Origin of the sequence: Sphingobium sp. V4 (genome assembly GCF_029590555.1) — a bacterium.
Classification (GTDB): domain Bacteria; phylum Pseudomonadota; class Alphaproteobacteria; order Sphingomonadales; family Sphingomonadaceae; genus Sphingobium.
This window is the reverse complement of sequence record NZ_CP081001.1, coordinates 1,269,847-1,290,264: the sequence shown is the minus strand read 5'-3', so window position 1 is coordinate 1,290,264 and position 20,418 is coordinate 1,269,847. Positions and strand designations below refer to the sequence as shown.

21 protein-coding genes and 1 pseudogene are annotated in these 20,418 nt (G+C 63.4%); 1 reads left to right on the top strand and 21 read right to left on the bottom strand.

The window, feature by feature from the left end:
• Nucleotides 1–79: 79 nt before the first annotated feature.
• Nucleotides 80–595, bottom strand: a complete 516-nt coding sequence (locus K3M67_RS06640) for a DUF736 domain-containing protein (protein WP_285832717.1) — start codon at nucleotides 593–595, stop codon at nucleotides 80–82.
• 858 nt (nucleotides 596–1,453) lie between these two features.
• Here K3M67_RS06640 and K3M67_RS06635 point away from each other — a divergent pair.
• Nucleotides 1,454–1,996, top strand: a complete 543-nt coding sequence (locus K3M67_RS06635; protein ID WP_285832716.1) for a hypothetical protein — start codon at nucleotides 1,454–1,456, stop codon at nucleotides 1,994–1,996.
• 218 nt (nucleotides 1,997–2,214) lie between these two features.
• Here K3M67_RS06635 and K3M67_RS06630 read toward each other — a convergent pair whose 3' ends face one another.
• The 20 genes and pseudogenes from K3M67_RS06630 to K3M67_RS06535 form a co-directional block, all read right to left on the bottom strand.
• Entirely contained in the window at nucleotides 2,215–2,490 is a 276-nt protein-coding gene (locus K3M67_RS06630) for a hypothetical protein (protein ID WP_285832715.1), read from the bottom strand.
• A gap of 249 nt (nucleotides 2,491–2,739) precedes the next feature.
• On the bottom strand, nucleotides 2,740–3,243 hold the full coding sequence (locus K3M67_RS06625; RefSeq protein ID WP_285832714.1) for a hypothetical protein: 504 nt from the start codon (nucleotides 3,241–3,243) through the stop codon (nucleotides 2,740–2,742).
• A gap of 337 nt (nucleotides 3,244–3,580) precedes the next feature.
• A complete protein-coding gene (locus K3M67_RS06620) occupies nucleotides 3,581–4,033 on the bottom strand; it encodes a type II toxin-antitoxin system VapC family toxin (RefSeq protein WP_285832713.1) in 453 nt (150 codons plus the stop codon).
• Nucleotides 4,030–4,344 (bottom strand): type II toxin-antitoxin system Phd/YefM family antitoxin, encoded by a 315-nt coding sequence (locus tag K3M67_RS06615; RefSeq protein WP_285832712.1) that lies wholly within the window; start codon nucleotides 4,342–4,344, stop codon nucleotides 4,030–4,032. The genes K3M67_RS06620 and K3M67_RS06615 overlap by 4 nt, the downstream gene beginning before the upstream one ends.
• Nucleotides 4,345–4,492: 148 nt before the next feature.
• Nucleotides 4,493–5,041, bottom strand: coding sequence for a hypothetical protein (locus tag K3M67_RS06610; protein WP_285832711.1), 549 nt, complete (start codon nucleotides 5,039–5,041; stop codon nucleotides 4,493–4,495).
• Nucleotides 5,038–5,232 carry a hypothetical protein gene (locus K3M67_RS06605; RefSeq protein ID WP_285832710.1) on the bottom strand — a complete coding sequence of 65 codons (195 nt, stop codon included), beginning with the start codon at nucleotides 5,230–5,232 and terminating at the stop codon, nucleotides 5,038–5,040. Before K3M67_RS06605 ends, K3M67_RS06610 begins: the two co-directional genes overlap by 4 nt.
• 195 nt (nucleotides 5,233–5,427) lie before the next feature.
• Entirely contained in the window at nucleotides 5,428–6,252 is an 825-nt protein-coding gene (locus tag K3M67_RS06600) for a hypothetical protein (RefSeq protein ID WP_285832709.1), read from the bottom strand.
• Nucleotides 6,253–6,747: 495 nt separating this feature from the next.
• On the bottom strand, nucleotides 6,748–7,113 hold the full coding sequence (locus K3M67_RS06595; RefSeq protein ID WP_285832708.1) for a DUF6283 family protein: 366 nt from the start codon (nucleotides 7,111–7,113) through the stop codon (nucleotides 6,748–6,750).
• The gene (locus K3M67_RS06590; RefSeq protein WP_285832707.1) at nucleotides 7,110–7,652 is read right to left on the bottom strand and encodes a hypothetical protein; all 543 of its coding nucleotides are present in this window, start codon (nucleotides 7,650–7,652) and stop codon (nucleotides 7,110–7,112) included. The genes K3M67_RS06595 and K3M67_RS06590 overlap by 4 nt, the downstream gene beginning before the upstream one ends.
• Before the next feature lie 125 nt (nucleotides 7,653–7,777).
• A complete protein-coding gene (locus K3M67_RS06585; protein ID WP_285832706.1) occupies nucleotides 7,778–8,371 on the bottom strand; it encodes a DUF1419 domain-containing protein in 594 nt (197 codons plus the stop codon).
• Nucleotides 8,372–8,443: 72 nt separating this feature from the next.
• Nucleotides 8,444–10,543, bottom strand: a complete 2,100-nt coding sequence (locus tag K3M67_RS06580) for an ATP-binding protein (protein WP_285832705.1) — start codon at nucleotides 10,541–10,543, stop codon at nucleotides 8,444–8,446.
• A 30-nt stretch (nucleotides 10,544–10,573) separates the two neighbouring features.
• The gene (locus K3M67_RS06575) at nucleotides 10,574–11,035 is read right to left on the bottom strand and encodes a hypothetical protein (protein WP_285832704.1); all 462 of its coding nucleotides are present in this window, start codon (nucleotides 11,033–11,035) and stop codon (nucleotides 10,574–10,576) included.
• Between the two features lie 118 nt (nucleotides 11,036–11,153).
• On the bottom strand, nucleotides 11,154–11,348 hold the full coding sequence (locus K3M67_RS06570; protein WP_285832703.1) for a hypothetical protein: 195 nt from the start codon (nucleotides 11,346–11,348) through the stop codon (nucleotides 11,154–11,156).
• The gene (locus K3M67_RS06565; protein ID WP_353051170.1) at nucleotides 11,345–11,668 is read right to left on the bottom strand and encodes a hypothetical protein; all 324 of its coding nucleotides are present in this window, start codon (nucleotides 11,666–11,668) and stop codon (nucleotides 11,345–11,347) included. Before K3M67_RS06565 ends, K3M67_RS06570 begins: the two co-directional genes overlap by 4 nt.
• Nucleotides 11,665–12,126 carry a UCP036055 family protein gene (locus tag K3M67_RS06560; protein ID WP_285832702.1) on the bottom strand — a complete coding sequence of 154 codons (462 nt, stop codon included), beginning with the start codon at nucleotides 12,124–12,126 and terminating at the stop codon, nucleotides 11,665–11,667. The genes K3M67_RS06565 and K3M67_RS06560 overlap by 4 nt, the downstream gene beginning before the upstream one ends.
• Before the next feature lie 76 nt (nucleotides 12,127–12,202).
• Nucleotides 12,203–12,397, bottom strand: a complete 195-nt coding sequence (locus tag K3M67_RS06555; RefSeq protein ID WP_285832701.1) for a hypothetical protein — start codon at nucleotides 12,395–12,397, stop codon at nucleotides 12,203–12,205.
• 109 nt (nucleotides 12,398–12,506) lie between these two features.
• The gene (locus K3M67_RS06550) at nucleotides 12,507–13,214 is read right to left on the bottom strand and encodes a hypothetical protein (protein WP_285832700.1); all 708 of its coding nucleotides are present in this window, start codon (nucleotides 13,212–13,214) and stop codon (nucleotides 12,507–12,509) included.
• An 80-nt stretch (nucleotides 13,215–13,294) separates the two neighbouring features.
• A complete protein-coding gene (locus tag K3M67_RS06545; protein WP_285832699.1) occupies nucleotides 13,295–13,648 on the bottom strand; it encodes a hypothetical protein in 354 nt (117 codons plus the stop codon).
• A gap of 99 nt (nucleotides 13,649–13,747) precedes the next feature.
• Nucleotides 13,748–14,937, bottom strand: a pseudogene (locus K3M67_RS06540) (DUF932 domain-containing protein).
• A 272-nt stretch (nucleotides 14,938–15,209) separates the two neighbouring features.
• Nucleotides 15,210–20,357, bottom strand: a complete 5,148-nt coding sequence (locus K3M67_RS06535; RefSeq protein WP_285832698.1) for a helicase-like domain-containing protein — start codon at nucleotides 20,355–20,357, stop codon at nucleotides 15,210–15,212.
• Nucleotides 20,358–20,418: the final 61 nt, after the last annotated feature.

Below are 20,418 nucleotides of genomic sequence, written 5' to 3'. Positions count from 1 at the left end.
TCATCACCTGTCGGGAGGGTTTTCGGCTCAGGGTCGGGGGGAGCGCGGCTAACGCTTCCCCCGCCCGTCGGACGGTCGATCAGAACGGGTTGTGTTCGTCGGCGTTCTGCCGCTCGGTGAGATTGCCGCTATCGTCGGCGTTCCCCTCGAAGCTGTCCGCCCTGCGGCTGCGGCGAGCACGGCGGGGAGCCGGATCGCTGCCGGGTTCCGGGCCGAACGGGCTGCCTTCGCTTTCCTCGGGCGCGCCTTCGGCGTCGTTGAAGGTGTCGTCCTGACGCTTGCGGCGACGGTTCCAAGCGACGTTGAAACCTTCCTCGCCGTCCCCGAAAAGCGCGATCGGCAACGGGGCGTTGAAGCTCGGGTCGTCAATCTGTCCTTGATAGAAGGTTTCGCCGGTGGAGTTGGCCGTCGCCTCCCAAAGCGCGCCGATCTGCACCCAGCGCCGCGCCGGATTGAGCGCCATCACTTCATAAGCCGGGGCGCGTTCATGATTGCTCTGAACGGGCTTGAGGCCAAGGCGCGGAAGGTGAAGATTGGCGGTCGAAATGGAGCCGAACAGCGTGCCGTTGTTAGGCTTGAAAGAACCGATCTGCATAACAATTACTCCAAGATGCCGGGTGTATTACCCTGTCTTTGGGTCAATCCCCGCCGACACCTTCTTTATACTCCCTCCCCTCCTTTCATTATAGGTCATTGATTTCTTGACAGAAATCCATCGTACTTGGTGAGTCCGAGCAGAAATCTCCGCGAAGCGGAATAAAACGAAGACGCATTGTCCGCGTCAGCGGGCAATTCTTGTGCTCAACTGTGTCGTGGAGCGAAGCGTGCCCTTGATCCCATCGCACCCGGAGCCGTCCTCGCAGGGTCCCCAGTGGCGCGCGGATTTCTTGTCGGCAAGAAGCACGGGAGGGGGGATGTTAGCGCAGCTTCGCAAAATGGGGCCGGCGCTGCCTTTGGAACGGACAAAGCGCCGCCGGCCCCATTTTGCCTAGCGGAGCTTCCCCCCCGACGCAATTCTTGGCGACGAAAATCCGTGTGGTACGCCCGGGACACTGGGAGGCGGCGAAGGCTGCGGTGGGATCTTGGGCTACAAAGACGCTATCGCGCGTCAGCGCGATTCCTTAGGCGAAGCCTGCCTTGCGGTGCCGGCGCCGCCAGGATGAGGTTCGGGACAAGGGATGCCCTCGCCGCTCGGACCGCGGAAGGGATCGTTACCGAAGGACGGGACCGCGGAACGCGGGCCCGGTCGGAGCGAGCGCAGCTCGCGGAGATAGAGCCCATTCCCGGCTTGCCGGGATCCGCCCGCCCCTTCTTTCCTTCCCCCGCCCTGCCACACCCCGCCCGGCTCGACGCAGCGGCCCATCCCAATCCGCGCCATGTCCTTGCCGATCGCCAAGCCAAGCCCGTCAACGTCCTCGATGTTGCGCTCCCCTTTCACGGGGGAGCGGATCGCTTGCGCAAATTCGGCCGTCATGATGATGTCGGCCTCATAGAAACGCGATCGGAACGAATGATGACTGACCTGAGCATGAAGGCTCTGCTGGAGACCTACGACATCAATCTGCCCTTGCGGGACGCGCTGAATGACCCGGCGCTTTCGCCCGACCGTCGTGCGCTCGCCGCGGCGGCGTTCCGGCAGGACGTCGATGATGCCTTCTACAGCGCGATGGAGCTGCTGGACGCCCTTCAGGCCGTTGAAGCGGATATGGGGGCCGTGCCGTCGGGAGTCGAAAGCGAGGGACAGGCCCGGCTGCGGCACATCCTGAACGGCGAAGGCGACGACTATCAGCGGCGGCTCTACTACATCCTCTCGGAGCGGCCGGTAAGCCCAGCGATCCGGGATCTCGAATGGCTGACGGACCTGCTTCATGGACGGTCGCGAATGGTGCGGACGCTCCGCGAAGCGGGCGCACCGGTCCCGCGCATGCCGGGAGCCGACCGTCATAGGCAGGAGCTGTCATCCGGACCGATCGGCTGCCGCCCCTTCGGGTGCTGACCTTGGCAGCATAAAAAAATGGCCTCCCGACAAGCGCCGGGAGGCCATTTTCAAATCCACAATCCGCGAGACGGCGATCCGGCCAAGGCGACGGATATGAGCGTTTCATGCGCCCTTGCGGCTCGGTGCTTCGGGGGCGGTCATCGGATCGCGAGGAGCAAGCTCTCGGCTCGCAACACTATAGTCGATCCTTCCGGTGGCGTCGGCACTCTTCGCGGTCACCCTGCACCGACATCGGGCGGTAGCAACCGGCCATTGCGGACTTCCGCCCAGCGGGTGTTCTTGCCGAACAGCCCAAGCGCACCTCCGGTCCTCAAGATCGTCATCGTTTCACTGGGCTCGTAGACGGTGATGGTTCCAGCGTTGGCGGGGCGCAGGGCGAGGCCGCCCTCGCCTTCGCCCTCCGGGTCATGCCGGGCTGTTCCGTCGTCGACAATCACGAAGGAACCGAAGGCGATCTGCTCCCCGGCGGTCGCCTCTATCGTCTCGCGCATGGGCCGGACGCCACGATGGTTTGCGGAAGGCTCATGTCCCGGCGACCGTCATGCAGATCGGAGAAGCAGGGGTCGAGCTGATACGACCCGCCTCGGCCGGCGACAGCGATGGGCCATTCGCGCAAGGCCTTGCGATAGACAACCCATCGGATCTTGCCTTGGAGCAGCAGGCGTGTCGCCCTTGCGGCGTAGCGGAGTTTCCACATGGACCGTTCCTTGCTGGGCCGGAATCGATGCGTGCGGACGCTGCTATGCACGGCCCGCCATGTCGGACAGCGGCGGGATGGTCCGTATCTCCGCGAGGTCTCCGAACAGGGCGACATGTGCCCGCAGCGCCGCGCGCAGGGTATCCCGGCTGTGGAAAGCTTCCATCGTATACGCGCCGCGTGCAAGAGCTTCGGGATCGGCAACGAACATCCGGGCAAGGTGCCGTGGCCAGTGACACAGCAGGATCCACGGCCAATCCGAGGCTGGCGGCGCAAACTCGAAGAAGCTAATCGCGCCGGCTTCGCGGCAGCTTGGCCTTCTATCTAGAAGATCGGGCGACCGTGCGAACGCACGGTCTTCGGCGAGAAAAGCTTCGAACTCGGCCAGTTCCTCGTCGGTCTCGATCATGACGATGTAATAGCGATCGAGCGCGAGGCCGGATCCCGCCTGGTGCGGAGGGATGTCGATGACCATGACCGTCGGGGCGAAGATCATGGGGGCCGCATAAAGGCGACGGCTCGCTGCAAGGTCATCAGACAGGCGCATGGTAAGGCTCCCGATTATGCGGCATGCGGCGCGCGATCGGAAACGAAAGCGACCTGCCGGACGCCTCCCTCGCCCCCCTCTCCTCCCAAACCGGCCGATCCTGTCGGGCGGCGATCTTCACGATGCGTGCTTCGCGCCTTCTGGTGCCCGCTGAGAGGACCGGACGTCGGAGGAGCGACGGACCGTGCTGAGCACCCAATGGAACCACCTTCAGAAAGCGGTGCTGCCATCCTTCGTCAGGTTGAGAGTGTCGGCGCGGTCGGGCAGGACCGGCCCAACGGCAACCACACGGGATCGTCAGCGGGCAGCTCGATCGTGGACCCGTTCATCCCTTCCTTCAGGAAAGGGACAGCGTCGCGGGATCATCGTCCCATGGATTGAAGATCGCTGCGCCACTGTGGCGCACGTCCTTGACGTTGCGGGTTACGAGATAGAGCCGGTGTTCGATCGCGGTAGCGGCCAGCATCGTGTCGACGACGCTCGGAGTGTGGCCGGTGCGCAGCTTGACGTCGCCCGAGATTTCGCCCCAGCGGCGTACGATCTGGTCGTCGAGCGATAGGATACGGCCTCTGAACCGCGCTTCGAGCGCGTCTCGTGCGCCCATATAGCGGGACCGCTCGGCGTGCTCGACGGGTATGCCGTGGATACCCTTGTCATACTCCCCAAGGGTGAGAATGCTGAGGAAGAAGCGGTCTTCGGCCTGTTCCGAAGCCCATGCCTTCACGCTGGGCGCGCCGTTAGGATTGATCAGCGTGGCAATGACGTTGGTGTCGAGCAGCCAGCCGATCACAGGCTGATGTCCCGGCCGGTATCCTGCTCGCGCGTGAGATCGACGCCGTCGAGATGAAGCCCCTCAAGAAAGGCGACCAACGGCTTCTTGCGCTCAGGCGGCAGCAATCGCTCGAGTTCATCGGCGCTGATCACGACGACGGCATCTTTGCCGCGGACAGTCACGCGCTGCGGCCCTTCGCTGCGCGCAAGGCGGACCAACTCGCTGAAGCGTGCCTTGGCGTCTTCGAGCTTCCATCCCCGTGCCGGCGGGGGAAGCCGGGAGGCCGCCTTGCGGGTGCGGGGGGTATCGACATCTTTGGAGGTCGTCATGACCATCCTCCTTCTGACTAGCTAGTCAGATATAAGGGAGTCGCCGGTTCCGCGCAATGTCTGTGCGCAATGCGAGACGCTAGGAGCGCCGCTCGCCGGGCCGGTCATCGCCTCGGATGGCGAGGCAGACATCCCGGGATAGGAATTGTCATCGTTGATGGTCGGCGATGATCCGGCGAGCAAGCTGATCGATTTCGTAACGGTCGGCCGTCGTCGTGCAATCGCCGGGAAGGACAACCAGGTCGTCCAGCGCGGCGCTGCCCTTGCTGAGGAATATGCGCCAGACGTTCCGCCGTATCTCGCCCTGCGGGCGGGGCTCGGTGTCGGGGTGGAACATATCCGCCCATTGGTGACGATCGGGATCGTCGGACAGATCGGTCCAGTCTCCAAGCATACCGAGGACGGAGAAGCCCTCGATAAGGGCATGATGCTCGCGGGCCGCGCGGCGCTCCGCATCGCGCTTCGGCTGTTCGCGCCGATCCTTGGCCTCGGCCTGCTTGCCTCGCACCGCTCGCAGTCCGGATTCGAGCGCATGGACGACGTCGGGCGCCACGCCCTCCTCTCGCCTGGACAGGACATAGGAACGCGGATTTGCGGCGAGCTGGTCGCGCCCATGGCGGGCAAGGGCCAGCAGAGCCTGCAGTTCGGTCTTGGTCAGCGTCACCCGCAGCCCGCTGGTCATCGCGTGGGTTTTCATGAGCGGTGCTCCTGTTGCCATGGCTTGAGACCCGCCAGCGGAAGCTTGTATTCGCGGGCCTTGTGGTGCCTCGTTTCGGAAAAGAAGCCCCAATGGCTGGTGGACGAATGGCGTAGAAAGAAGAGGCGTTCGTCCTCCTCGGTCCTGATCCACATACCGGGCGCAATGGGATATTGATCGGCGGTGTTCATTGGTGGTCTCCACAGCCATCTGGACAGCCGAGCGCCAGCACCGGTGATTACCGGGTGGGGGAATGGGTTCCATTCGCGCATGGGCGGCTCGGCTTGGCCCGCGCGCGGCCGGTCCCGATAGGGCAAGCACGCGATCACATGCGCTGGCTGTTCACAGTGATGGCGCACGACGCGTGGCCGGGGCGCCTTGACGAACTATGGGAAGGATACCGCGAGGTCGGGCGACACGAGCGCCTCGCGGACGATATCCAAGTCGGGATCGGAGCATTCAGACAGCAATCGCGTGGCGGTAGGATCGACGCGCAGACGTGCCGCCATGTCGGCCCAATAGGTGGTGAAATCGAGCCCGGCATCGAACGGTGCCTCGTGCGTGACCCACAAAGCGGCGTGCAATTCGGAAATCCCCGACCATGCGCGTGCCTCCTTGGCCTCGTCGAGAACGACACGACGCTGCAGGAGCATATCAGCGCCCCAGTGGGTTTCGCCCGGACGGATCATTTCCTCGGCAACGGATTGGAGCGCCGCCTGAGAGAAGTGATCGGGCTCCACGAAAAACCAGGGGCCATCGCCGCCTTTGAGGGCCTCGAGCGTGTGGATGCGCGCGGCGATGGCGTTGCGATCGCGAAGAGCGTCCGGATGCTCTGTCCTGAGACCAGCGGCAAGTTCGAACGGGTCAAGGCGGAAGAAGCGCGCCGGCGGTTCGGTAGGTGGCACGATCCGTGCCGAGTAGATCTCGTCCACTGGCAGAGGGTCGGCAACGGCCGGCAGGTCGAGCGTGGTTGAGGCCACCGCACGCCATGCGGCTTCGGGATAGCCGGCGATCGGCACGACATGCCGGAGCATGCCGCTATCGTCCCCGTCGATGAAATTGACCCATGCGCCCTGCCGCACGGCGGGCTCGGCTTCCGGATCCGAGGTCACCAGTGTCAATAACGAAAGCTCGATGCTGCTGAGAGCGACGTGGACGGTCGGTGGCCTGGATGAGGCTACATTCGCGTGGTCGAGGAACAGGCGGGCCATGGGGATTTCCTGAGATGGAGGTTGGGCGGGCTGGCGGTCATGCTCACCAAACCCGATCCATTCGCCCCCTTCCCCTCTCTCCAAGCATCAGGCGGACCCATGTGGCCGCGAGATCGCGTGTGCGGCGGGTCATACTCTGTGAAGCGACCGAGCTGAGTAAAAGGGCCTGGGCGTCGGCCCCAGCCGGGGCTGCTCCGAGCCAGACGGACATCCGTCATGACGGATTGCATAAAGCCCCAAAAGCTGAGGCTGGACGCGGAGGATACGGAACTTGATCACGCGACGTGCAGAACGAGATCTTCGTTCCTTGCCGGTCGCGCCTCGGTCACGCGAAACGGCTGGATTGGATCGCGCGTGCGCAGGACGAACTGGTGACGCCCGGTTGTCTCGCGTCTGCAAATTGCGAGGCGGTACGAGTGGTCAAAGCCAGCCAAAACGCCCCGGAGTGGGGACAGATGGGCCATGATATGCTCCATGTGCTGAGAGGAGAACCCGTTATGCCCGCCGGGCCATTCGTGCCCGAACGTGCTCGATCCATTTCTCCGGGTTGTTGTGGTGGTCGAGGAACTCCCCGGACCATTGGAACACAGTCTCGGTGTCGGCCGCGATCGTATCGAGCGCATCGCCATAGTCGGGATGGTTCGCAGCTTTGCAGCTGTTGCGCATGAAAATGAGCGCGCCTGCGCACATCGAACGGGCATCGGTGCCGTCCCCGGGGATTGTCTTGTGACACTGTAGCGGCGGTCCGTCGAACTGGACCTGGCTGGTGAAGTCCTCGGGACGATAGCCGCCGAGCCACCCGGCCGGATGATTGCGGCGCCAGGGGCATTCGTTGCACGGGCGCTTGAGCAATGGTTTCATACCGCAGCCACCCGCAAGGTTTGCAGCATATCATCCATGAGCGACCGGGTCGGGCCGCCGAATATATCGGCATCGGAGATGACATAGTACCCGCCGCCAAAGGCGGTGGAGTAGTCGTCGTCCTCATAACTTTCAGCCCATTGAAAACCAAACGGCAGCGCGGATTTGCAGACCTTCTGGATCAGGGAGGCGATCGAGTGAACATCCACATCATCACCGCTGATGAACGCGAACTGTGGCTTGCCTTCGGGATCGCGCCGGATGCTGAGGTCGGCGTCGAACCCGAGAAAGCCGTCACCGGACCAAAGATCGAAGAATCCGGCGAAAGGGTCATCCTCTTCCGGCTTTTTCGGGAAGGTGATCCTGAACGGTTCGCTGCGCGAGGCGTAGTAGGATTTCAGCGTCTGCATGCCGTCGGTCGAAATCTCCGCGAAATCGCTGGAAAGTTCAGCAGCCACGGTGAAGCATTCTTCGAGCAGCACCGCTTCGTCAGGCGTCAGCGGGATCGCGAACGCAGTCTGCAGAAATGGATTGGGCATCTTTCGGCTCCTTGGTGGGAATGACGAAAGTCTGGTCGATCGGCTCAAGCCCCGCCCGGTCACCGATCGTCTTCCCGGAGGCGGCTGCCGGCGACCTCGAGGGTGGAAAGCCGAGCGGACGCGACCTATATCGTCGGTCCGTGCTGCAGCCGATCCGCGATCTCGTCGTCGGTAAGATTTTCCAATAGCTTCAGGACCGTCCCGACGCCGGGTTCATAGACGAGGATAGTCCGCTTTCCGTGATGCTCGGCGGGCCAAGCATCGGGATTAAATTGGCCGGCCAAGCCGCGAAAATCGTCGCCCTCGCGTTCCCAGATCACGTCCAGGGCATCGCCCCGCGACAAGTTTGCGACGGCTGCTCTTTCATGTTCGATAATTGCGGTTCGCATCGCGTCGGGGCTGCTGCGAGCGCCAAGGTCGCAATATCCGGTGAACCAGCGGCTGCGTCCGTAGATGGTAATGTCGAAGAAAACCAAGCCGATGGATCCGGCCTTGAGTTCGGACATGGCGAACATGCCGGCTCGCAAGAAAAGCGGCGGCAGGCGATCAAACATCAATTCGAACTCACTCTCGCGAATCTCGAACCATTGGTTTGCGTAGGCCTTGCCCGACGCGATTTCCTCGGCCGGGCCGTCCGGCACGAGATTGAACAGCTCGAACATTTGCTCGCGCGTGACGACGCCATCAAAGATCTTCCGAAATGGCGGATCCTGAGTCATGGGATAGTTCCTCGTGAAGATACCGACTGGCAACCGCGCAGATGCGCCGGCCAGGCTGCGAGAATGAGGGCGCTATTCGGCAGCGCTGGGGGCGGACATTTCGTCATCGTCTGCGAAGGCAGCCTCGACCCGATAGTCGATGGCGCGTACGGCGATCGCCCGGTTCTTCGGGATGAGCCACGAAACATGCTCACGCACTGCCTCGCGGACCCGCTCGATGATCGCGGTATCTTCGCCTAGCAGGAGCATGTTGGCGGCAAAACGCGCATTCATATCGAACGTCGCCTGCTGGGTGTGATAGCTGTCTGCCTCGCAATCCTCGCTGGCGAAGAAGCATGCCGCTCCGAGCATCGAAGCAAGCTCGCCGGGTTCGATCGTACAGTCATTGGCGAGCAGAATGACCGCCTCGTCGAGGTCGGCCGAATAGTCGGCGGGGACGATCAGAAGATCAGCGGGAACGCCGAGGATTTCGGGCGGGTCATCGCAGACGTGGTCCGTCTGGATGGCCAGTTCAACGATGATGGCGTCGACCCGCCCGGTGACAAGTTCGGGCGGCAACTGCGAGCCGGCGGCATAGTCGATTGGATCGCTTTCGCCTCGCTCGATCCGAAAGGACCATCCGAGCACGCGCGGAAGGCGGTCATACCATCCATAGCCGGCGAACTCGGCGACGGGATCGACCGGCGTTGCGCCGAGAAGGCGATTGCAAGAAATCGCGCGCCCGACACATTGCTCGATATGGGCCTCGTCCGACGGCATGAGGATCATCGGCTCGCCCGCGATCCGGTCAACGGTAAGAACGTTGCCTGTCTCGGCAGTTCGTGGTGTCCAGGCCGGAAGCCAGGGTGCTGCCTCCGGCAGGTATACGCCGAGTTCATTCGCGCGAAGCCAGTGGGCGTAGGCAAGGCGGTGATGGCCCTCGCGGGCTATGGTACGAAAGATCGCCGCCTCGCAGGCTTCGCGCAGCGCATCGAGCGCGGTGCCCAGCACAACCTCCTTGCGGGCAGGCAACACGAGCTCGAGGTCGGGGAAATCATCGATGTCCACCTTGGCATACCAGCCACGGCCGCCATCGGCATCGTGGATGTGCGGTAGTTGGCACGGAACGGTGAGACCGTGAAAGTTGATGCGGACCAGCGCACGCGGAAGATGCGATGTGTCTGCGAAGATGCCGATCCGGCAGCCGTTCCATGTCTCGATGCGACTTGCTTCGCGGAGGAAACTCTCCTGAGGCAGCCTTTTCTCGTTGAACCAGACCGGTACGGGCAAGAAGCGTGCGGCATCCTTTACGGCCTGTTCGATGCCATTCGCCCAGTTTTCGGGAAGCGATATTTCGAGGTCGGTGCCCTTTTCCAGGGTGGACGGGATGACGTCGAGCGGCTTGCCGGTTTCCCAGGCATCGGGCGTGATGGTCACCTGCCAGGCCGCGTCGAGTTCGGCGGAGTAGGAGCGTACGGTCACATGGCGACCGGCGAGGCTGAACACGCCCATGCCGGCGGGATCCTCCGATCGGGCAATGTGCTCATCCCATCCGGAGTCGCCGAGCGCCAGAAACTTGGCCGGATCGGCGATGCCGCAACCGTCGTCGTGGACATGCAGGACAGGGCCACGATCCGTCTCCCGTAGTCCGATATCGATCCGGGTCGCGCCAGCTCGGCGTCCGTTTTGCAGAAGCTCGCCGAGCACATCCAGGGGGCCGCCATTATGGAAGCGTCCGATTCTGGTGATCAGCGACGGGCTGACCGAGGTGTGGATCGTGGTGGGAAAGGGCATAGGAGCCTCCGGCATTATTGCGACCTCATCGTCGCCCCCACCGTTCGCCTCCTCCACTCCATGTCCGCCCGGATCGTTCGGCTCGCGAACCGCCTTGGATCTGATCACGGGATTACCGGGCTCGGACCAGTCGATGTGGGCGTCGATCCAGGCGGGCACGAAATCCCAGTCGAAGCTCAGAGCGTAGTCATCGGCGACTTTGCCCCAGGCCTGCTCGACGGCAGGCGCCCAACCGATGACGGTCATGCGCAGGACGGAAGTGCCGATCGCTTCGAAGGAGGATCGGATCTGCAAGGCAAGCTCGATAGCATCAGGATGGGAGACGGGGCGATCGCGCAGGCTCAGCACGGCTTCCCAGAGGCAGGCGGCGGTTTCGAGCGCGGAGAGGGGTTCCTGCATGATGCGGTCCTTTTCGTCTGTCGGGCGATGTCAGGCGGCGCGGCGCGCACAATCCTCGCGAAGGCCGAGATCGCTGGTGGTGAGGACATCGTGGCGGGCCGCGAGGCGGTCATAGGCACCGGTCAAATCGGCGATGTCCGTCCGGACGCAGGCATCGCCTGGATCATCGTCGATCGTGATGATGGGGCGGAGCTGCTGAGCGGTCACTTCCGGGAAGAGGAACCGCACAATCAGCGCATCTATCTGCCGTGCCAGCGCGCTGATGCGCGATCCAAGGATTTCGCGTGCTGCCGCATCCAGCTCGAAATAGCGTTCTGGCGCGATGACCGGCCCCGTGCGCAGGCATCGAACGAACCCGGCAACCTTCGGAGCCTTGACGAGACAAGCGCGCCGACGCCGCGTTTCAGCGACAGCATCGGCGGAGATGAGCGCACGATACTCATAATGGGGCAGCGTCCCCGCGATGCGGGAACGGGTTACGATGATTTCCATGGCGCGTTTCCTTGGGAGGAAGGGTCGAACCGGTGGTGGGTCTGGCAAGGGACAGCCCAGGGCTGCTCCACCAAATTCGGGTGCCCCCCCATCTCCCTCCCATGTCGCCACAGGGCCGTCAGTCGTTCGGCGCGGGCTCGACCAGTTCGTTTTCGAGGGTCCAGCTGGCTCGCCAGCGGGGATCGTCGAAGGCGGGTGCATCGCCCTCGCTCTGCCAGTCGATCGCCGTCTGCTCGTCCGGCGCTTCGACCGTAACTACGATGGTGCGCTCGACGCGAAACACCTGAACGATCTGGAGGCTGTACGCGGTCATGCCCCATCTCCTTCCGGTTCGTGGTCCGGGCCGTATGAGCGGGATCGAACGAACTCGTCGTCGCCGGCTTCGTCGACCAGATACCCGGTGACCTCCTCGGCATATTCAGCCTCGAGAACGGTCTGCGCCGCGGGCACGAGGCGAACGGCGAGCCCGTTTGCGAACAGAAGGTCATCCGCCGTCTTCATCGCCGAATGATGGTCCCGGGCGTCGACCGCCACCTTGACGCGGATGACGGCATAGACATGGACGAAGTGGCGGCGGCTCGCGCCGTCCGCTACCGCATCGGATGCCTGCCCATCGGGAGCGATCGCGGTCACGCCGCCTGGGCGTCAGGCAACGCGACCGAATCTGCATCGGTCACGACCTCCACCCGCATGTCGGAGTAATGATTTTCCGCCATCCAGCGTTCGGCGCTCGCTTTATCGGGAGCGAGGAAACGCAGCTCCTCGCGGTTGCCATGGCCGGTCAGCACCCGGACCATGCCGGGTTTCGGCACCTCGATGATCTCGAACGGCTTGGTGCTCTCGGCGCTGAACAGGCGGCGGACCACCAGAACGATGGTGCCCTCGCTCCCGAAGTCACCGAGATGCAGGGTGAACGTCGCGGGATGACTGCCCGACCCCGGCTGGCGCTCGACCAGGCGGCCGGTGCCGTTTTCATTCTCCCACCTGCGGAGCTTTCTCGTGAACCTTTCCGGCGGCCGGGGTTCCCCGCTGCTGTACGCGATGCGCGATCCGAGGGGCGCATTCTCATAGATGTGACGGGCGGTGTGCATGAAATATGTCCTCAAAATGCACGAAGCCCGGCGTTGCGGCCGGGCCTCGTGAGGGGATGGAACGGGTGAGAGAAGATCAGTCGCGGAGACCTCCGGCGGCTATATCTTCGATCCACGAAGCGCCCTCGTCGAAGTCGGCGTCGTCGTCGCCGACCAGTGGGGCGACCGCGACCGCGCCTTCGCGGCCCAACTGGCCGAGGCGCTGGACGGCGGCATAGAGAACCGGAGCGAGCTGCTCGGGCGTCGCATTGTCGATGTCGGCAGTGGTCATAAGGGTGCTCCTGATTGTCGAGGATGTCGGTCGGGAAGCAGCCCGCAGGGCAGGCTTTGCACTCCGGCGCGTTCGACCAGTCGCGCCGGAATTCATACAAAACGGGACTTCACGCCGCCTCGGCAGGTAGCCACTGATAAAGCAGGTGAGCGCCGGGCTCGTGTTCGGTGCCGATCGCGATGCGCACCATCTTGCCGTCGCAGGCGAATTGCGCGGCGCGCGGGAGCGTGAGATAGCTCGGGCCCTCAAGGATGATATCCTTGGAGCGCACGGCCTTCACCATCCGGACCGTTCCGATCGAACGATGCCAGCTAGGCGCGCTGATCAGCTTCAGACGGTCGCCCGGCTTGACTCGCTTTTTGAACGCCGAGAGCGGGACCAGGGCGTCGACAGTGTTAGCGAGACCGCGCCGTGCCGCCAGCGCCGTCCAATAGGGCGGCCCGATCCGCACCTCGCAGAAGAAGGCGCAGCTGTGATAGTCCTGATAGATGTTGGAGCGCGAGAAACCGAACCGCTCGATCTGATCCTTGACCTTGACGGTGAACGCGTCCTGCGCATCTCTGCCGGTGAGATCCTCGGGCGCATCAAGAAGCTCGGCGATGATCTTGCGGCCGCCGGTGAATTTCTGGGTGATCATGGTGAACCGCATGTCCGGGAAGCGGTCGCGCAGGTGGCGCTCGATACGCCCGGCGACCGTGGACAGGTTCTCGCCCGCATTGTGGAGATCGCCCGTGTAGTGGAAATTGCCGCGGTCGTCGAATGGGACCTGGCTGTAGAGAAGCGCTGCAGTGCTGGGCTTGCTGTCGTCGGAATGCATGGAGTGATCCTCCCAGATGCACGAAACCCGGCGCGACGGCCGGGTCTCGAGGAAATAGAATGTGAGGTGAAAGGGACGCGTCAGGCGGTGTCAGCGGGGTTGTCGAGCAGCAGCACGACGATCGAGGGCTTCTGTGAGACGTCGACCTTGCGGCTGTCATAGGGATGGCGACCACCTTCGGCGATGGTGAGCATGTCAAACACCGGTGTCGGCGAACCGCCGGCATCCGGCACGGTTATGGTCGCGTCGTGGTACTGTATATCGATGAAGCGCGGCGGTCCTCCGGTCAGATAAGGCCCGAAATAGAAGGTGACGCGCCGCCCCTCGCTGGTCTTCGCGGTGATTGTGAAGCCGCCGTCTGGAATCTCGATCGGCAGCGTCGGCACATGATTGAAGATCGCAAAGCCGATACTCGCGGCATCCGCGCTGGTCATGACGGGCAGTTGGCAAATGCCTGTCGTGAAGATGGCTGGTCCATCGAACATCTCTTTGAAGGAGGGAAAGGTGTGACGGCGGGTAGCCGGCGGCGGCGATTAGCGGACCTGCTCGAGCAGCAGGCGCGCCTTGCCTTCGAGATCGAGACGCGCATCCTGGTGCGGCCTGGCCCGTGCGAGCGCGGTGATGCCATTCACGAAGTCGAAGACGCTCTCGGGCGGCCTTCCTTCTTCGGCCAGGACCGCTTCGATCACCTTGGAGGTATCCGCCTTGGAGAAGCCGCGCCTCCGCAGGAACTCCGTGCGGTCCTCGTCCTTGCGCGCGACGATCCGTTCGCGGGCGGTCCTGATCCCGTCGATGAAGGTTCGCGGCGAAGCGTCGGCATAATGTGCGAGCGCTGGTTCGGCCTGATGGGCGAAACGACCGGCGGCGAATTTCGAATGCCGGATCTTGATTTCCTCGAAATTCTCGACCCCCCACAGTATCCGGTTGGCGCAGACGGCGCGCAAGTAGAAGGTCGCGATGCCGAGGGTTTTGGCGCCGACCTCGCTGTTCCACGCGTAGAAACCGCGGAAGAACAGATCCGGTTCGCCGTTGGGCAATTTGCCCGCCTCGATCGGGTGGGTGTCGTCGACCAAGAATACGAACACGTCGCGATCGGACGCATAGAAGGTCGTCGTGTCCTTGGTGACGTCGACATGAGGGTTATAGTGCATCGTCCGCCAGTCCAGCACGCCCGGTATCTTCCAGCGGGTGTCGCCGGTGCCGTTGCCGGCGAAGCGCATGATCGCCTCGACGAGCTGGTGATCCCAGATGCGCCCGTAGGATTCACTGGTGACGGAGCGCAGTTCCGTACGCCCGGTGTCGGACTGCAGAAGCTTCACATGTTCGCCCCGATGATTCTGCAGGCCATATTGGAGATTGATGCCGGCGAGTGGCGCGGGCAAAACGCGGGCGCACCGACCAGGCTGCACAATTGGCCGAAGGACCAGTTGGTGGGCGCGACGGGCGTGTCGTTTTCGGGCAGGATCAGCGCGAGACGTTCGGGCTCGTCGCGGCGGGCCTCGACCCTGATCGCGCGGCTCTCGATGATGCGCGTATGCGAATGCTCAGCGCGATTCCGCACGCTGTCGTAAAGATCGCCCAGCGAGAGGAAGCGCTCGTCGTCCGGCCGGGAGAACCATTCGGAGGAGACGCGACTGTTCGACGTGCCGCGCGAGACGTCGACGCGATAGGGGCTGGAAACGGGGCGCGGGGAATGCGCGGGCGCGGGAGCTAGGGATGCCATGGGATTTCTCCGCAATAGTTGGATGACAGGATTGGCCGGTTCGTGCCCTTCCGCACCATCCAGCCGTCCCCCTCCCTCCCCCTTTTCTCCAATCGCTGAGGAACCGGGGGCGCCATTGGCGCGGCTCGGCATCGAGACCATCGGCGCGCGAGATCGGCTTCGCCAACAAGGTGAGCATCGCGCTTCCTCCTTTGGCGCGCGAGCGGACATTCGATCGGGGTGAGGAATGAAGGTGCGCTGCGCGCCCGGCGAGTGCAGCGTAGCTCTATGCGTTAAGCAGCTTCCGACAATGGGTCGCCATCGACGTCTTCGGGCATGTCCAAAGGCGGCTCGCTTTCATTACCCGGTTCGAATTCGCCTTTTGTGTTCGCCAACTCAGCCTCGAGGTCGGCGAGTTCGCGCAGCTTGTCCTCAAGAATTTCCGCGTCTGCGAATTCCTGGCCCAGGCGGGCCTCGAAGGCTGGCAGCCGCCGCTCATTGGCTTCGAGACTGGCCCTGGCGTCGGCGAGATCGGTATCGAGATTGCGGATGGATGACTCGATCCGGCCAACCACGGTGCTCGGGCGCGTCTTCTCCGAGATTTCGAACCTGCGGTTCTCGCCATGGTGCTGCATCGCGATCACGGTGCAGAGATAGGGCCTCCCATCGGTATTCAGGGCCTCATAACTCGAGATTTCGAGATCGATGCCGTTGAAGGCGCCCAGCATCCAGCGCGCCTCCGTGTCGTCCACCCGCATCCGATGCGCGTAGCCAAGGATCCGTTCGCCAGCTGCCTTTCGATCGGTGATCAGCGTGCCGTCGCAGTCGAAGAGAATGTCATCGCCGTCGGTCGAAATGCGTCGGGCAAGGTCGGCCTCCAGCCTGGCGATCTTCCTGCGACAATCCTCGATGCTGTCGGTCGTTCGTCTGATCGTCCTGCGGATGTTATACTGGTCGTCGGTATGGGCATCGCGCAGGCGCAGGAGCCGTGCAACCTCGGCGTCGAGGCCTGCCTTCTTCATCAGGCGGTCGTCGCCGGACGCGAGCGCCTTCGCGAGGGCGAACTGGTTGACGTTCGACCCGACATCCTCGATCCGGCGGATCGAACGATCGCCCGACATCGCCATGTTGATGAAGCGAGCCTTGCGCTCAAGCATCTGCCAGTTGGTGGCGTCCATCGAGCCGCTCGTGGCGTAGCCGTAGAGTTCGATCTCGTCATTCTGGTTGCCCTGCCGCTCGATCCGGCCTTCCCGCTGTTCGATATCGGACGGCAACCAGGGAACGTCGAGATGATGGAGCGCTTTGAGGCGCTGCTGCGCGTTGACCCCGGTGCCCATGGTGGCCGTCGATCCGAGGACGAATCGCTTGCGCCCCTGGTTGAGATCGTTGAACAGCCGCTGCTTCGCGCTGTTCTTCTTGTAGTGCTGCATGAAGGCGATCTGGTCGGGCGGTACGCCCATCGCGACAAGCCGGTCGCGGATCCAGACATAGGCGGAGAAGCCCCGTGTCTCCAGCGCGGCTTCAGTGCCGAGATCGGAGAAGATCATCTGCACCGCGCCCGGCAGCGGATAGGGCTTCCCGGTCTCCGGATCGATATAGCAATGCTCGGCCGTCTGCTGCCAGATACGGAAGGCATTCTCGATAAGGAGATTGAGCTTGTTGCCCTCCTCGTTGCCGACGCCGGTATCGACGAAACGGAGGTCGATCGCGGAATGGCGCCCGTCTGTGATGACCGACAGGAGGATGTCGTCGCCCTTCTGGGGACGCCCGCCGCGGTTCTCGATCGCCTTGATGCGCTGGGCCAGCACGCGCTGATAGGCTTTGAAGGGCGCGCCGGACTTGGCGACGATGATCTGCCGCTTGCCGCCCCTGATGGTGGGCAGTTGGACATATTGGCGCAGATCGTCCTTCAGAACGACATCCGCGACGCTTCGATACATCGCCATCAGGTCGGCGACGTTGACGAACTCGCAGAAGCGGGTGACGGGCTTGTAGCTGCCGCTGGGCTGAAGCTCGAGTTCGGTGCGCGTATCCCCGAAATTCGCTGCCCAGGCGTCGAACTCGTGCAGGCCTTTGGCATGGAGTTCGTCGGGCTGCATGAAGCGTTGCAGCGTATACATCTCGCCCAGCGTGTTGGTGATCGGCGTGCCCGACGACAGGATCAGTTCGCGCCCAGGATTGGTGCCGGCGAGGTATCGGCCCTTCACGAAGAGGTCCCAGGCGCGCTGCGATCCGACCGGGTCGACGCCCTTCAAGTCGCCGAGATTGGTAGCGAAGGTGAGCTTACGGAACTGCTGGGCCTCGTCGACGACGATCTGGTCGATGCCGATCTCGCCGATATGGACGAGGTCGTCCTTGCGGGCCTGCAGATTCTCCAGTCTTTGTTTCAGCCCCTCCTTGAGGCGTTCGACCCGCTTGCGCGAGACACGGTCTTCGCTGTCGATGCCCGTGATCAGCACTTCGTAGCTGTCGAGCTGATCTTCGATCAGACGCTTCTCGAACGCCGACGGCGTGGGTATGAACTTGAAGGCATCATGGGTGATGATGATCGCGTCCCAGTTGCCGGTGGTCGCGCGTGCGAGGAACCGCTGGCGCTTTTCCTTCACGAAGTTCGCATCGTCAGCGACAAGGATCTGCGCCGTGGGATAGAGCATCAGGAACTCACGCGCGATCTGCGCCAGGCAGTGGTTGGGCACCGTGATCATCGGCTTGTTGGCAAGGCCGAGGCGGCGCTGCTCCATCACCGCAGCGCACAGACTGAATGTTTTGCCCGCGCCGACACTATGGGCAACGTAAGTCGAACCGGAGGCGATGATCCGCCAGACGACGCGCTTCTGGTGATCGCGCATCCGGATCGTGGTCGATGCGCCCGGCAGCTTCAGATGCTGGCCATTGAAGCTCCGAGGGACGAGGTTGTTATAGGCGTCGTTGTAGATGCGGACCAGCCGGTCGGCGCGTTCGCTGTCCTGCCAGACCCAGGTCTCGAAAGTCGACTTGATCGCCGCCAGCTTCTCTTTTGCGGCCTCGGTGTCGGTGACGTTGAGTTCGCGGCGCTCGGAGCCGTTCTCGTCCCGATACGTATCGTAGATCTTGGGGACATGGGAATTGAGCGCGTCTTCGAGCAGGTCGGCGGCACCGCGGCGTGCCGTTCCCCATGTAGAGGTCGAGCTGACGTGGCCAAGAAACGGGGCCTTGTCGATCGTCCAGCTGGCAAGTTCGACGGTATGATGGATCCGCGTCTCGACCTCCATGATCTCGGCGACGAACACCTCGATGACGTCCACCGGGATCCACGGTGCGCCGAGGCGCGCAGTGATCTCACTGGGCTTGAGATCGATCGGCTGGACCGCTTCCAGCGCGGTGACAACGGCAAGGAAGCGTGGATCGGCATCCGCCTTCTCGCGCGCAAGGGCGAGCTTGGTGCGGACCGGCCCCGAGAGAGCTTCGTCGGCCGTGACCCAGTGGTCGAAATGAGCGGTGGTACGGAGGGGATCGAGGTAGATGTCGCCGGCGAGATCGGCGAGAACCTCGGCTTCGCCGACGCCGAGCAGACCGGCGATCAGGGACACGTCGACGCGACCGCGCTCGTGGAGTGACACCGCCAGGGCGTCCTGCGCCGAGTGGATGTCATGGGTGACCGGCGGCTTGACGACACGCTCGGTAAAGATGGGGCCAGGCGTGCCGGTGTCGCTCGCTTCGGCATAGGCCTCGATCGAAGCGACCAGCCAAACGTCTGGGTCGTCGAGGAAGGGCTGCAGATTGGGACGCCGCTGATATTCCTTCTCGGCGCCGGTATCCGGATCGCTGCGGATGCTGGTGATCGTGTGGTTGATCGGCCCATATTTCTTGGTGAACTGGCGGTAGTGGCCGAGCAGCCTGTCCTGGAGGTCGGCATAGGGCCGGTCATTGAGCTGCGCGCGCAGGATCGTGCGAACCGTGTCGCGGATCGGGATGAGGGCCTTGATGATCGCGGCGTGCTTGGGGAACAGGCCGCTGCCGCCGCGTCCGGACTTCACGCCAACGACGGTCGGGATGCCATCGATGATCTGGTGCAGGACGCCGCCCGAGACTAGATAGCTGCCTTCCTTGAACTCGGCTTCGTCGGCGGCTGTGCCGGTTTCGACGTCCAGAGTGACGGTGAGCGTGTCGCGCAAAGATGCCGTGCGTTCGGTGGCGCGGTAGGCGTTTGCGTGCTCCGTTGCGATTGCCGACAGCTTGGCGGCAAGCGCGATCGGCAGCTCCACGCCGGGCTCGGCCGAGCAATGATAGTCCATGCCGAACTGGCCACTTCGCCATTCATGGCGCCCCAGCACATGATCGGGATGGTCGAGGAAATAGCGGTTGATGCGGAGCGGTCCGTCACCTTCGTCGCTGTCCGGAACTTCGCCGAGGTCGATCCAGTTCGACGGGCGATAGGGCGTCTCGGCCGCGTGCTTCTGGAAGAGCAGGATGTCGACGACGACATCGGTGCCGGCCTCTTGCCGCATGGCCTTGCCCGGAAGGCGCACCGCGCCGAGGAAATCGGCGATGCCGTCGATATGGCGGCGGGCCCTGGGGTCGCTCTTGTCCAGCGAATAGCGAGAGGTGACGAACAGGGCGATGCCGCCCGGGCGAAGGTGCTCAATCGATTTGGCGATGAAGAAATCGTGCAGCGACAGGCCGAGCCGGCCGATCTCGGTCTTGTTCTGGATGGTGAGGTTCGAGAAGGGCGGGTTGCCGATCGCGAGATCGAAGTCGCCGGGCAGTGACGCCTTGTCGAAATCGACGCAACGGATGACCTGATTGGGATAAAGCGCGGTTGCGACCCGCGCGGTGACGGGATCATTCTCGATGCCGACGAACAGCGTGTCCTGGGATAGCCCATCCGGCCGGAGCCCGATGAAGAGGCCGCTACCGCAGCCCGGTTCGAGAATCTGCCCCCCGGCGAAGCCGAGGATCCGGGCGGCGTCCCACATCGCGCGGACGATGTATTCGGGCGTATAATGGGCATATTGCGTCGCGCGCTTGAGCGACTGGAGTTCGACATCGGTCGTCTCGGCCACCAGGGCTTGGCCCAGCTCCTCCCAGCCGTCGCGGAACCGTTGCTCGCGACGGGCGAAGATGTTGTTGGCAAGTTCCGACGCGCCGAAGCCGACGAATTTGGCGATGGCTTCCTGTTCGGCCGGCGAGGCGGGTCGCCCGTCGCGATCGAGAAGGTTCAGCAGCCTGATCGCTTCGACATTGTCATGGGCGCGGCTTCTCCACGAAGGTCCGAGGTTTCGCCCCGCGGCGAAGGAGAAATCAATGAGATCGACGGGCGGTGATGAAGCGACGACCCTCGTCTGTGGCGAGAGGAGCGGCAATTCCAGGGTGTCGGGAGACGAACGGACTTCGACGGGCGCGAGCGGCTGATGGAAGTCGAGGCACAGCTGGAGAGCCAGCGCGGACGCACTGTTTCGCATGAGGGCTTCCTTTTTGGGCGGTCTCAAGGGCGCAGCAGGGCGACCCGGTTGGATGTTCAGG

Coding starts and splice junctions, on each gene's coding strand:
- K3M67_RS06640 (WP_285832717.1), bottom strand. CDS start 595: ATGCAGATCGGTTCTTTCAAGCCTAACAACGGCACGCTGTTCGGCTCC.
- K3M67_RS06630 (WP_285832715.1), bottom strand. CDS start 2,490: ATGCGCGAGACGATAGAGGCGACCGCCGGGGAGCAGATCGCCTTCGGT.
- K3M67_RS06625 (WP_285832714.1), bottom strand. CDS start 3,243: ATGCGCCTGTCTGATGACCTTGCAGCGAGCCGTCGCCTTTATGCGGCC.
- K3M67_RS06615 (WP_285832712.1), bottom strand. CDS start 4,344: ATGACGACCTCCAAAGATGTCGATACCCCCCGCACCCGCAAGGCGGCC.
- K3M67_RS06610 (WP_285832711.1), bottom strand. CDS start 5,041: ATGAAAACCCACGCGATGACCAGCGGGCTGCGGGTGACGCTGACCAAG.
- K3M67_RS06605 (WP_285832710.1), bottom strand. CDS start 5,232: ATGAACACCGCCGATCAATATCCCATTGCGCCCGGTATGTGGATCAGG.
- K3M67_RS06600 (WP_285832709.1), bottom strand. CDS start 6,252: ATGGCCCGCCTGTTCCTCGACCACGCGAATGTAGCCTCATCCAGGCCA.
- K3M67_RS06595 (WP_285832708.1), bottom strand. CDS start 7,113: ATGAAACCATTGCTCAAGCGCCCGTGCAACGAATGCCCCTGGCGCCGC.
- K3M67_RS06590 (WP_285832707.1), bottom strand. CDS start 7,652: ATGCCCAATCCATTTCTGCAGACTGCGTTCGCGATCCCGCTGACGCCT.
- K3M67_RS06585 (WP_285832706.1), bottom strand. CDS start 8,371: ATGACTCAGGATCCGCCATTTCGGAAGATCTTTGATGGCGTCGTCACG.
- K3M67_RS06580 (WP_285832705.1), bottom strand. CDS start 10,543: ATGCAGGAACCCCTCTCCGCGCTCGAAACCGCCGCCTGCCTCTGGGAA.
- K3M67_RS06575 (WP_285832704.1), bottom strand. CDS start 11,035: ATGGAAATCATCGTAACCCGTTCCCGCATCGCGGGGACGCTGCCCCAT.
- K3M67_RS06570 (WP_285832703.1), bottom strand. CDS start 11,348: ATGACCGCGTACAGCCTCCAGATCGTTCAGGTGTTTCGCGTCGAGCGC.
- K3M67_RS06560 (WP_285832702.1), bottom strand. CDS start 12,126: ATGCACACCGCCCGTCACATCTATGAGAATGCGCCCCTCGGATCGCGC.
- K3M67_RS06555 (WP_285832701.1), bottom strand. CDS start 12,397: ATGACCACTGCCGACATCGACAATGCGACGCCCGAGCAGCTCGCTCCG.
- K3M67_RS06550 (WP_285832700.1), bottom strand. CDS start 13,214: ATGCATTCCGACGACAGCAAGCCCAGCACTGCAGCGCTTCTCTACAGC.
- K3M67_RS06545 (WP_285832699.1), bottom strand. CDS start 13,648: ATGACCAGCGCGGATGCCGCGAGTATCGGCTTTGCGATCTTCAATCAT.
- K3M67_RS06535 (WP_285832698.1), bottom strand. CDS start 20,357: ATGCGAAACAGTGCGTCCGCGCTGGCTCTCCAGCTGTGCCTCGACTTC.